This is a genomic window from Ancylobacter polymorphus, from assembly GCF_022836935.1.
Taxonomy (GTDB): Bacteria; Pseudomonadota; Alphaproteobacteria; order Rhizobiales; family Xanthobacteraceae; genus Ancylobacter; species Ancylobacter polymorphus_A.
The window spans coordinates 1190055-1202598 of the sequence record NZ_CP083239.1 but is presented as its reverse complement, the minus strand read 5'-3'; the positions used below and the strand labels follow the sequence as shown (position 1 = coordinate 1202598).

General features: G+C 67.3%; 10 protein-coding genes. All 10 read left to right on the top strand.

Annotation, left to right across the window (positions count from 1 at the left end; genetic code table 11):
• Position 1 precedes the first annotated feature (1 nt).
• Positions 2–2857, top strand: a complete 2856-nt coding sequence (gene fdhF / locus K9D25_RS05645) for a formate dehydrogenase subunit alpha (protein ID WP_244380272.1) — start codon at positions 2–4, stop codon at positions 2855–2857.
• A 16-nt stretch (positions 2858–2873) separates the two neighbouring features.
• Positions 2874–3722, top strand: a complete 849-nt coding sequence (fdhD, locus tag K9D25_RS05640; RefSeq protein WP_244380264.1) for a formate dehydrogenase accessory sulfurtransferase FdhD — start codon at positions 2874–2876, stop codon at positions 3720–3722.
• Entirely contained in the window at positions 3712–3999 is a 288-nt protein-coding gene (locus K9D25_RS05635) for a formate dehydrogenase subunit delta (protein ID WP_244380262.1), read from the top strand. The genes fdhD and K9D25_RS05635 overlap by 11 nt, the downstream gene beginning before the upstream one ends.
• Before the next feature lie 271 nt (positions 4000–4270).
• Complete coding sequence (locus K9D25_RS05630; protein WP_244380260.1) at positions 4271–6097, top strand: monovalent cation:proton antiporter-2 (CPA2) family protein; 1827 nt, start codon at positions 4271–4273, stop codon at positions 6095–6097.
• A gap of 142 nt (positions 6098–6239) precedes the next feature.
• The gene (gene gnd, locus K9D25_RS05625) at positions 6240–7247 is read left to right on the top strand and encodes a phosphogluconate dehydrogenase (NAD(+)-dependent, decarboxylating) (protein WP_347881464.1); all 1008 of its coding nucleotides are present in this window, start codon (positions 6240–6242) and stop codon (positions 7245–7247) included.
• A 17-nt stretch (positions 7248–7264) separates the two neighbouring features.
• A complete protein-coding gene (gene zwf / locus K9D25_RS05620) occupies positions 7265–8809 on the top strand; it encodes a glucose-6-phosphate dehydrogenase (protein WP_244380256.1) in 1545 nt (514 codons plus the stop codon).
• Complete coding sequence (locus K9D25_RS05615) at positions 8806–9675, top strand: Cof-type HAD-IIB family hydrolase (protein WP_244380254.1); 870 nt, start codon at positions 8806–8808, stop codon at positions 9673–9675. The genes zwf and K9D25_RS05615 overlap by 4 nt, the downstream gene beginning before the upstream one ends.
• Before the next feature lie 173 nt (positions 9676–9848).
• Positions 9849–10199, top strand: a complete 351-nt coding sequence (locus K9D25_RS05610; RefSeq protein ID WP_244380253.1) for an AraC family ligand binding domain-containing protein — start codon at positions 9849–9851, stop codon at positions 10197–10199.
• Between the two features lie 89 nt (positions 10200–10288).
• Complete coding sequence (locus K9D25_RS05605) at positions 10289–12031, top strand: alkaline phosphatase (RefSeq protein WP_244380252.1); 1743 nt, start codon at positions 10289–10291, stop codon at positions 12029–12031.
• Between the two features lie 17 nt (positions 12032–12048).
• Complete coding sequence (locus K9D25_RS05600; RefSeq protein ID WP_244380250.1) at positions 12049–12543, top strand: hypothetical protein; 495 nt, start codon at positions 12049–12051, stop codon at positions 12541–12543.
• Position 12544: the final 1 nt, after the last annotated feature.

The following is a 12544-nucleotide window of genomic DNA, read 5'->3' as shown; positions in this document are numbered from 1 at the left end:
CATGTCTCTCATCCATGAGATCGACTACGGTACGCCGGCTCCGAAGACCGACAAGATGGTGACCCTCACCATCGACGGCATGGAAGTGACCGTGCCGGAAGGCACGTCCATCATGCGCGCGGCGATGGAGATGGGGACGCAGATTCCGAAGCTCTGCGCCACCGATTCGCTGGAGGCCTTCGGCTCCTGCCGTCTCTGCCTGATCGAGATCGAGGGGCGCAACGGCACCCCGGCCTCCTGCACCACGCCGGTGGCGCCGGGCATCAAGGTCCACACCCAGACCCCGCGGCTCGCCCAGCTGCGCAAGGGGGTGATGGAGCTCTACATTTCCGACCACCCGCTGGACTGCCTGACCTGCGCCGCCAATGGCGACTGCGAATTGCAGGACATGGCCGGCGCGGTCGGCCTGCGCGAAGTGCGCTACGGCATGGAGGGCGCGAACCACTTCGCCCCCTCCTCCGAGCTCGCCATGCCGAAGGACGAGTCGAACCCGTACTTCACCTATGACCCGGCCAAGTGCATCGTCTGCAATCGCTGCGTGCGCGCCTGCGAAGAAGTGCAGGGCACCTTCGCGCTGACCATTTCCGGCCGTGGCTTCGACAGCCGCGTCTCGCCCGGCCAGTCGGAAGCCTTCCTCACCTCGGAATGCGTGTCCTGCGGCGCCTGCGTGCAGGCCTGCCCGACCGCGACCCTTTCCGAGAAGCGCCTGATCGAGATCGGCACGCCCGAGCATTCGGTGGTGACGACCTGCGCCTATTGCGGCGTCGGCTGTACCTTCAAGGCGGAAATGCGCGGCCAGGAAGTGGTCCGCATGGTGCCGTGGAAGGACGGCAAGGCCAATCGCGGCCATAGCTGCGTCAAGGGCCGCTTCGCCTGGGGCTATGCGATGCACCAGGACCGCATCCTCAAGCCGATGATCCGCTCCAAGGTCACCGAGCCGTGGCGCGAAGTCTCCTGGGAAGAGGCGATCGACTACACCGCTTCCGAGCTGAAGCGCATCCAGGACACCTATGGCCGCAAGTCGGTCGGCGGCATCACGTCCTCGCGCTGCACCAATGAGGAAGCCTATCTCGTCCAGAAGATCATCCGCGCCGGCTTCGGCACCAACAATGTCGACACCTGTGCCCGCGTCTGCCATTCGCCGACCGGCTACGGCCTGAACCAGGCCTTCGGCACCTCGGCAGGCACGCAGGACTTCGACTCGGTCGAGGATTCCGATGTCATCCTGGTGATCGGCGCCAACCCGACCGACGGCCATCCGGTGTTCGGGTCGCGCATGAAGAAGCGCCTGCGCGAGGGCGCGAAGCTGATCGTCATCGATCCGCGCCGCATCGACCTCGTGCGTTCGCCCCACATCAAGGCGGATTTCCACCTGCCGCTGCAGCCGGGCACCAACGTCGCCATCGTCACCTCGCTCGCCCATGTCATCGTGACCGAGGGGCTGGTGAACGAGGAATATGTCCGCCAATTCTGCGACTGGGAGGAGTTCCAGGACTGGGCCGAGTTCGTCGCCGATGCGCGCCACTCGCCCGAGGAAGTCGAGAAGCTCTCCGGCGTGCCGGCCGAGCAGATCCGCGGCGCGGCCCGGCTCTACGCCACTGGCGGCAATGCGGCGATCTATTACGGCCTCGGCGTCACCGAGCACAGCCAAGGCTCGACCACGGTGATGGCGATCGCCAACCTCGCCATGGCGACCGGCAATATCGGACGTCGCGGCGTCGGCGTGAACCCGCTGCGCGGCCAGAACAACGTGCAGGGCTCGTGCGACATGGGCTCGTTCCCGCATGAGCTGCCGGGCTACCGCCACATCTCCGACGACGCCACCCGCGCCACCTTCGAGGCGATGTGGGGCCGCCCGCTCGACCCCGAGCCCGGCCTGCGCATTCCCAACATGCTGGACGCGGCCGTCGACGGCACGTTCAAGGCGATCTACATCCAGGGCGAGGACATTCTGCAGTCCGACCCGGACACGCATCACGTCGCCTCCGGCCTCGCGGCGATGGAGCTGGTGATCGTGCAGGACCTGTTCCTGAACGAGACCGCCGCCTACGCGCATGTGTTCCTGCCGGGCTGCACCTTCCTTGAGAAGGACGGCACCTTCACCAATGCCGAGCGCCGCATCCAGCTCGTGCGCAAGGTGATGGCGCCGAAGAATGGCTATGGCGACTGGGAAGTGACCCAGATGCTCGCCCGCGCCATCGGCCTCGACTGGAACTACAGCCACCCGGCCCAGATCATGGACGAGATCGCCGCGCTCACCCCGAGCTTCGCCGGCGTGTCGTTCAAGAAGCTGGACGAGATGGGCTCGGTGCAGTGGCCCTGCAACGACGCCAATCCCGAGGGCATGCCGATCATGCACATTGGCGGCTTCGCGCGCGGCAAGGGCAAGTTCGTCGTCACCGAATATGTGCCGACCGACGAGCGTTCGGGGCCCCGCTTCCCGCTGCTGCTCACCACCGGCCGCATCCTCAGCCACTACAATGTCGGCGCGCAGACACGCCGCACCGAGAACGTGGCCTGGCATCCCGAGGACGTGCTGGAAATCCACCCGCACGACGCCGAGCAGCGTGGCGTGCGCGACGGCGACTGGGTGCGCATCGACAGCCGCGCCGGCTCCACCACCCTGCGCGCGCAGATCACCGACCGCGTGGCGCCGGGCGTCGTCTACACCACCTTCCACCACCCGACGACGCAGGCGAATGTCGTCACCACCGACTTCTCGGACTGGGCCACCAATTGCCCCGAGTTCAAGGTGACGGCGGTGCAGATCGCCCGCTCGAACGGCCCGTCCGAGTGGCAGGAAGACTATGACGAGTTCACCCGCCAGAGCCGCCGCATCGCGGTGGCGGCGGAGTGAGCGGGACCGGGCTGTCATGATCCCGCCGGTCGCCCGCGTTGCGCGCCGGGCCGTCACTTCCTCCGGGGTGGCGGCGGGCGAGCGGGCGATCCCCGAGGAGACGCCCGTCGCCATTGTCCATAACGGCTCGACCTATGCCGTGATGATGGCGACGCCGGCCGACCTCGAGGATTTCGGCTATGGCTTCAGCCTGACCGAGGGCGTCATCGAGAGCCTCGCCGATGTCGAGCAGATCGAGACGTTCGAATTTGGCGAGGAGGACGGCGTCAGCGGCGTCGAGGTGCGCCTCTGGCTCACCGCCGCCCGCGCCGGCGAACAGGTCGCCCGCCGCCGCCAGATCGCCGGCCCCACGGGCTGCGGCCTGTGCGGGGTGGAGAGTCTGGAGCTGGCGGTGAAGCCCGCCCGCACCGTGCCGGAGGGTCGACGGTTCACCGCGGCGGAAATCTCCCGCGCGGTGGCCGCCCTGCCCCCGGCGCAGACGCTGAACCACCAGACCCGCGCCGTGCATGCGGCCGCGTTCTGGGAGCCGGACGCCGGGCTCGTGGCGGTGCGCGAGGATGTCGGGCGCCACAACGCGCTCGACAAGCTCGTCGGCCATCTGGTTCGCAACGGCCATGGGGCCGATGGCGGGTTGGTGTTGCTCACCAGCCGGGTGTCGATCGAGATGGTGCAGAAGACCGCCATGCTCGGCGCCTCGGTGCTGGTGGCGGTGTCGGCGCCGACCGCTCTTGCCGTCCGCACGGCGGAGAAGGCCGGCATCACTCTCGTCGCCATCGCCCGTGACGACGGATTCGAAGTCTTTACCCACCCCCATCGCATCGTGCTGGACGGGGCAGAGAAGGAGCGTATCGCCCATGTCGGCTAACACGATGGAACGTCTGGTCTATATGGCGAACCAGATCGGCAAGTTCTTCGAGCCGCAGGGCTATGAGAAGGCCGTGAAGGGCGTCGCCAAGCACATCAAGGACTTCTGGGATCCGCGCATGCGCGCGCGCATCGAGGACCACATCGCCGCCGGCGGCGAGGGCCTTGCCCCGCATGTGCTCGAGGCGCTGAAGTCGCTGCCGCCGGTCTCCCGCGACACCATTCCCCTGCCGCGCCCGACCCGCGACATTCCCGGCCCGACCGCGCATCACCACTGAGGCCTGCGCCTTCGCTCCCAGCGCCTTCACACTCTGCGCCTTCACACCTGGCCGGCACGCCGCAAGGCGCTGCCGGCCTCGTCATGTCGGCGCTCTCGCGCCAGTGCATTCCGTAAGGGCATGTGCCCAGAGCCGTTTTCCCGCGCCATGATTTCGTGCGAATGGCCGGGTTCAGCGCCGAATCTCGCCTTTCCATCACGCTTCCGCCATCGGCGCGCGTCATCCGATCCTCTACTGTGGGGCGGGCGAAGGCGCGGAGGATGGCGGGTCCATGCATGCAGACGGCCACGGATTTCTGATCGGGGCGCTGGTATTCCTCGCCACCGCCGTCATCGCCGTTCCGGTCGCGCGCCGGCTCGGCCTCTCGCCGATCGTGGGGTATCTGCTGGCGGGCGTCGCCATCGGTCCGTCGGGCCTCGGCGCGTTCAACGATCCCGAACGGATCATCACCGTCGCCGAAATCGGCGTGGTGCTGCTGCTGTTCATCATCGGGCTGGAGCTGCAATTCTCGCGGCTGCTGGCGCTGCGTCGGGCGATCTTCGGCCTTGGCACGGCGCAGCTTCTGTTCAGCGGCGCTGCCATCGCGGTGCTGACCCATTACGCCGCGAACGGCTTCGACTGGCGCGGCGCGCTGGTCGCCGGCATGGCGCTGGCGCTGTCGGCCACGTCGATCGCCCTGCAACTGCTCGAAGAAAAGAGCGGCCTCGCCCAGCCCTACGGCCAGCGGGCCTTCGGCGTGCTGCTGTTCCAGGACATGGCGATCGTGCCGCTGCTCGCCTTGCTGCCCTTTCTCGGGCAGGGCGCGCATGAGGAGCACAGCTTTCTCGATTCGGCCGAGCATGTGGCGATCATTATCGGGGCGATGCTGTTTATCGTCGGTGCCGGCCGCTATCTGTTGCCACTTGTGTTCCGCATCCTGGCCCATTCCGGGGCCCGCGAGGTGATGACGGCCGCAGCGCTCCTGGTCGTGCTCGGCGCTGGCGCGCTGATGGCGGCGGCGGGGATGTCGATGGCGCTGGGCGCGTTCCTGGCCGGCGTCATGCTCTCCGAATCCAATTTCCGCCACGAGCTGGAAGCCAATATCGAAGCGTTTCGCGGGCTGCTGATCGCCCTGTTCTTCATGGGCGTGGGCATGTCGATGAATCTCGACGTGGTGCTCGCCAACGCGCCCTTGCTCATCGTCGGCACGCTGATGGTGACGCTGGTAAAGGCGGTGTCGGTGTGGGCGGTGTTCCGCTTTTCCGACAGCACGCGCGCCGATGCGGTGCGTTCGGCCTCCGTGCTGACGCCGGCGGGGGAATTTTCCTTCGTGCTGTTTCCGCTCGCGCTCAGCCTGGGGCTGATCGATTCGCGCCAGTCCGACATGCTGGTGGCCTGTGCCGCCATGACCATGCTGCTCGGGCCCCCCGTGGCGCTGCTCGGCGAGCAGCTCGCCCGCCGGCTCGACCGCCGCGCCGCCGTGCCCGACGAGGATTTCAGCGACGCGCATGGCTCGGTGCTGGTGGTCGGCTTCGGTCGCTTCGGCCAGATCGTCTCGCAATGCCTGCTGGCGCGCGGGCTGGAGGTGACGATCATCGACAATGATGTCGAGATGATCCAGAACGCTGGCCGCTTCGGCTTCCGCATCTTCTATGGCGATGGCACGCGGCTCGACGTGCTCCGCGCGGCCGGCGCCGAGCGGGCGCGGGTGGTCGCCGTCTGTGTCGACCGCCGCGAGACCACGGACCGCATCGTCGAGATCATCCGCCAGAACATGCCCGATGTGCGCCTGCACGCCCGCGCCTATGACCGTACCCACGCGGTGGCGCTGCGCGGGCGCGGGGTGGATTTCGAGATCCGCGAGACCTTCGAATCGGCCCTTGCTTTCGGTGAAGCCGCGCTGCGCGCCAATGGCATCGACGCCGCCACCGCGCAGGCGACCGTGGCCGATGTGCGCCAGCGCGACCTGGAACGGCTGCGCCTTCAGCTGGCCGAAGGCGAGGATCGCGGGCCGCTGCCGCTCGAGCCCGAGCCGCTGGTCGCGCCCGAGCGCCCCGCCCGCCCGCTCAATCCGGAGGCGGAGGACGTGCTCAAGCACGAGACCGAGTTCTCTTCCTGAGATGTGAACGCGCCGTCGCCAGGATGCCGGCGCTTTCGCACCCCACCCGTTCCAATTGTCGCATGGTCGGCATAGGCTTGGCCTAGACATTCGGCTTGAATGCAGCGGGCGCCGGCTCCGCAGCCGCGGCACGAGCGGGCGGGTGGCGTCGTATCGGGGAGAAAAGCAAATGCAGCTCGGAATCATCGGCCTCGGCCGCATGGGTGGAAATATCGCGCGCCGCCTCACCAAGGCCGGTCATGACTGCGTGGTGTGGGACCGCAACGAAGCCGCCGTGACGGAGCTGGGCGGCGAAGGCAACCGGCCCGCCGCCGATCTCGCCGATCTCGTCGCCAAGCTCGACGCCCCGCGCGCGATCTGGGTGATGCTGCCCGCCGGTGGCCCGACCGAGAGCACGATCGCCACGCTGACCGGCCTGCTGGCGCCGGGCGATGTCATCATCGATGGCGGCAATACCTTCTACAAGGACGACATCCGCCGCGCCGCCGAGCTCGAGCCCAAGGGTCTGCACTATATTGATGTCGGCACGTCCGGCGGCGTCTGGGGCCTGGAGCGCGGCTATTGCATGATGATCGGCGGCCCGAAGGAAGCGGTGGACCGGCTCGACCCGATCTTCGCCGCCCTCGCCCCGGGCCTCGGTGACATTCCCTGCACGCCCGGCCGCGAGGACCGCGATTCCCGCGTCGAGCACGGCTACATGCATTGCGGCCCGGCCGGCTCCGGCCATTTCGTCAAGATGGTGCATAACGGCATCGAATACGGGCTGATGCAGGCCTATGCCGAAGGCTTCGAGATCCTGAAGAAGAAGAACTCCACCGACCTGCCGGAGAATGAGCGCTTCACCCTCGACATGGCCGATGTCGCCGAGGTGTGGCGTCGCGGGTCGGTGGTGTCGTCCTGGCTGCTCGACCTCTCCGCCATCGCCCTCACCAAGGATGAGAGCCTGAGCGACTTCCCTGGCGAGGTCGCCGATTCCGGCGAGGGGCGCTGGACGGTCATGGCGGCGATCGAGGAGGCGGTGTCTGCCGAGGTGCTGTCCGCCGCGCTCTATACCCGCTTCCGCTCGCGCCAAGACCACACCTTCGGCGAGAAGCTCCTCTCGGCGATGCGCTTCCAGTTCGGCGGCCATACCGAATTCAAGACCAAGTGAGCGGCGGATAGCGATCCATGGGAAGCGAGTCCGTCGTTCTCGGCCAGAAGGTGCTGGCGCCCGATGCGGCGCCGGCACCGGCCTCGACCTTCTTCATCTTCGGTGCCTCGGGCGATCTCACCAAGCGCCTGCTCCTGCCCTCGCTCTACAACCTCGCCCATGAAGGCGTGCTGGTCGACGACTTCGCCATTGTGGGCGTCGACCATGTCGAGCGCAGCGAGGAGGATTACCGCGCCTTCCTCACCGATGCGGTGCGGGAACTGCCGGGCTCGCTCGACACCGAGGGCGAAACCTGGCGCTGGTTGATCAGCCGCATCTTCTACGTCGCCGGCGATTTCGAGGATCCGGCCACCTATGGCCGCATCCGCGAGCGGCTGGACCAGCGCAAGGCGCAGACCGGCAATGCGGTGTTCTACCTCGCCGTGGCGCCGCGCTTCTTCGCCACCATCGCCGAGCAGCTCGGCGCGGCCGGCCTGCTGAAGGAGGGGGAGGGCACCTTCCGCCATGTCGTGGTGGAGAAGCCCTTCGGCTCCGACATGCCCTCGGCCAAGGCGCTGAACCGCCGCCTGCTGGCGGTCGCCGACGAGCGGCAGATATACCGGATCGACCATTTCCTCGGCAAGGAAACGGTCCAGAACATGATGGCGCTACGTTTCGGCAACGGCATTTTCGAGCCGATCTGGAGCAAGGAATATATCGACCATGTCCAGATCACCGCCGCCGAGACGGTGACGGTGGAGCAGCGCGGCGGCTTCTACGACGCCACGGGCGCGCTGCGCGACATGGTGCCGAACCACATGTTCCAGCTGCTCGCCATGACGGCGATGGAGCCGCCCAACTCCTTCGACGCCGACGCGGTGCGCTCGGAAAAGACCAAGGTGATCGAAGCCATCCGCCACATGCGCCCGAGCGAGGCGATCGGCGCGGCGGTCCGCGGCCAGTACCGCGCCGGCTTCGTCAATGGCGAGGCGGTGAAGGACTATCGCGACGAGAAGGACGTGCATCCCGAGAGCCGCACCGAGACCTATGTGGCGCTGAAATGCTTCGTCGATTCCTGGCGCTGGAACGGCGTGCCCTTCTATGTGCGTACCGGCAAGGCGCTGGCGGTGCGGCGCACCGAGATCGCCATCCAGTTCAAGCGGGCGCCGGGCGTGCTGTTCCGCCACCTGCCCACCGCACTGAAGCCGAACCTGATGGTCATCCATGTGCAGCCGGATGAAGGCGTCTCGCTGCGCTTCGCCGCCAAGGTGCCCGGCCGCAAGGTCCGGCTCTCGGATGTCGAGATGAGCTTCAAATATGCCGACTACTTCAAGGCGGCACCCAGCACGGGCTATGAGACGCTGATCTATGACTGCCTGTGCGGCGACCCCACCCTGTTCCAGCGCGCCGACACGATCGAGGCCGGCTGGGAGGCGGTGGAGCCGATCCTGGAGGCGGTCAGCGGCGGCGAGAACGAGGTGCAGTTCTATTCCGCCGGTTCCAGCGGCCCCGCCATGTCGGATGTGATGCTGGCGCAGGACGGCTTTCAGTGGCTGCCGCTGGAGAGGGATCGCCCGCGATGAGCGCTTCGACCAAACTTGCCCTCGAAGAGCGAGGAGGCGCCACCCGCCCGCCCGCGTCGCGCATCCGCCTCATGGTGTCGGATGTCGACGGCACGCTGGTGAACAAGGCCAAGGAGGTGACGCCGGCCACCATCGCGGCGGTGCGCCGCCTGCATGAAGCCGGCATCGCCTTCGCTGCCGTCTCCGCCCGCCCGCCGCGTGGCATGCGGCTGATGGTGGAGGCGCTGAACGTCGACCTGTTCGGCGGCTTCAATGGCGGCTGCATCCAGCGCCGGGATTTCTCGGTCGTCGAGGAGCATTTCGTCTCGGCCGAGGCGGCGCGGGCCGGCATCGCCCTGATGCAGCCGCGCGGCGCGGCGGTCTGGGTCTTTGCCGATGACGAATGGTTTGTCACCGATCCCAATGGCACCTATGTCGCCGGCGAGATCCGCACCGTGGCCTTCCAGCCGACGGTGGTGGAGGATTTCGGCGATCATCTCACCCGCGCCGGCAAGATCGTGTTCTCCTCCACCGATTTCGACATGCTGGCGGCGAGCGAGCCGGAGCTGCAGGCTCTGGTGGGCGATGGCGCCACGGCGCGGCGCTCGCAGGCGAAATATCTCGATATGACCCCGCCCGGCACCGACAAGGGCTATGCGGCCCAGGCCTTCGCCCGGCACTACGGCGTGTCGATGGACGAGGTGGCGGTGATCGGCGACATGGCCAATGATCTGCCGATGTTCGCGGTCGGCGGCCTCGCCATCGCCATGGGCAATGGCGCGGCGGAGGTGAAGGAACAGGCGCATTTCGTCACCCTCACCAATGAGGAGGACGGCGTCGCCCACGCCATCGAGCGCTTCGTGCTGCCCCGCGCCCCCGGCGCTTGAGCTGAACGGGAGCCGTCGCGGCCGGGCGCAGGCGTCCGGTCGCGGTGCGTCAACTCTCCCGGACCGGCGCCTCCGCGCTCACAAGAGGTTCGACTGCGGGAACTGTCCTCCCGCATGTCCGTCATTTCCTTGCCGCCGGAGGAGCCATTGGCCCGGGCCGCAGGGAGAGCATGATGAAGCTGCAGAAATTCGCCATCGCCGACGTCACGCTGGAGCGTACCCCCAGCACGGAGGCCGAGATCTTCGTCGGCAATGCCGTCGATGAGCGCCACGGCGGGCCGATCACCATCGGCTATGGCCGCTACGCCCCCAACCAGACGCTGACGGAAACCATGGCGGTGGACGATGTGATGATCGTCCTCGCCGGCCGGCTTTCGGTGGCGGCGCAGGACGTCGAGGTCGAGGCCGGTCCGGGCGAGATCGTCTACATGCCGAAGGGCGAGAGGGTGACCATTCATGCGCGGGAGGAAGGCGCTCTCACCGCCTATGTCACCTATCCCCATTGGCGCACCGCCCGGCAATAGGCCCCGCCACCGGGGCACCCGACCTGTTATCGCCGTGACACGCGGCGGCGCTAACAAGGCCGGGTACTCCGGTGTAGCGAGGGAACACCATGCGCCTTTTTGCAGCGCTGCTGGCCGCCACGGCCTGCTTCATCGGCACCGCCGATGCGACGAATGTCTATCCGATCGATCGCGCCACGATCCTGGCCGGCTCGGCGTTCGACTTCAAGGTCGAGTTCGCCGGTGTCGTGAAGCCGGAAGATGTGTCGATCACCATCAATGGCGAGCCTGCAGCGAGGATCCTCGGCAAGGAATTCGAGTTCATCGCGAAGGAAGAAGGCGTCGACGCCTCGGCGGTTCTGTTGCGCGCGGCCAAGGTGGTCAAGCCTGGCGCCTACGCGGTCGAGGTGAAGGCCGGCAATGACACCAAGACGGTGCATTGGGACGTGTACGGCACCCCGGACGTGCCGAAGGCCAAGAATATCATCTTCTTCCTCGGCGACGGCATGTCGGTGGCGCACCGCACCGGCGCCCGGCTGCTCTCCAAGGGCATGACCGAGGGCAAGGCCAATGGCCGCCTCGCCATGGACGATCTCGACTACATGGCCTTCATCGGCACCTCGTCGACGAACGCCATTGCCACTGACAGCGCCAACACGATGTCGGCGCACATGACCGGCCACAAGACGGCGGTGAACGCGCTCGGCGTCTATGCCGACCGCACCAAGGACCCGCTGGACGATCCGCGGGTGGAGAACATCACCGAAGCGCTCGCCCGCACCGGCCGCAAGTCGGTGGGCATCGTCACCACCGCCGAAGTCGAGGACGCGACCCCGGCCGCCGTGGTCGCCCATACCCGCCTGCGCGACCGCAAGGCGGATATCGTCGAGATGATGTTCGCGCTGAAGCCGGAAGTCGTGCTCGGCGGCGGCTCGGCCTATTTCCTGCCAAAAACCACCCCCGGCTCGAAGCGCAAGGACGACCAGGACTTCATCAAGGCGTTCACCGAGGCCGGCTACAGCCTCGCCACCGACGCCGGCACGCTGCAGGTGGTGGGGCAGGCGAATGCCGGCAAGATCCTCGGCCTGTTCCACACCGGCAACATGGACTCGGTGCTCGATCGCAAATTCCTGAAGAAGGGCACGGTCGACAAATTCCCCGACCAGCCCGGCCTCGTCGACATGACCAAGGTGGCGCTGGCCCAGCTGGCCAAGAACCCGGAAGGCTTCTTCCTGATGGTGGAAGGTGCCACCATCGACAAGATGTCGCATCCCATGGACTGGGACCGCGCGCTCTACGACACCATCGAGTTCGACCAGGCCCTGCGCGTGGCGATGGACTTCGCCAAGGCGCATCCCGACACGCTGGTCATCGCGACTCCGGACCACACCCACGGCGTCTCCATCATCGGCACCATCGACGACGACAAGCCGGGCGAGGACATGCGCGAGAAGGTGGGCGTCTACGCGGCGGCCGGCTTCCCGAACTACACCGATGCCGACGGCGACGGCTATCCCGACAAGGTGGATGTGTCGCGCCGCCTCGCCGTGTTCGCCAACAACTTCCCGGATTATTACGAGACCTGGCGCCCGAAGATGAACGGCCCGTTCGACCCGGCGATCAAGAACGAGAAGGGCGAATACGTCGCCAACGCCGCCTATAAGGACCTGCCCGGCGCGGTGCTGCGCATCGGCAATATTCCGCGCTCCACCGACACCGCCGTGCATGCGGTCGATGACGGCATCCTGCAGGCCTCCGGCCCCGGCGCCGACGCCTTCAAGGGCTATATGGAGGAAAGCGACGTGTACCGCGTGCTGGTCGAGGCGTTCGCCCTCGCCCCGGCGCAGAAGTGATCTGGGGCGACGCCGCGATGTTGTCGTCCCCGCCGGCCCCCATGTGGGCCGGCTTTGAGGGGCGCCGCGCCCTCCTCATCGGAAGCGCGCGGCTGCTGCTTGGGGCTGGTGGCGCCTCTCTGTGCGGCCTGCCCGCTGCCGCGGCGACACGGCTCGACTTCGACGAACTCTACGCCAAGGTCACCGTTCTCGGCCTGACCTTCTCCGACAAGGTGAAGAGCCTGAACGGCCGCGAGGTGACCATGCGCGGCTTCATGGCGCCGCCGCTGAAGGCCGAGGCCAATTTCTTCGTGCTGACCGAAATTCCGATGTCCATCTGCCCCTTCTGCTCGTCGGATAGCGACTGGCCGGACAATATCGTCGTGGTCTATCTCGACCGCGCCCAGACCTTCGTGCAGGCCAATGCCCCGATCGACGTGACCGGACGGCTGGAGGTCGGCTCCTGGACCGACCCGCAAACCGGTTTCGTGAGCCTGCTGCGCCTGGTCGGCGCCGCTTTCCGGGCCGTCTGAC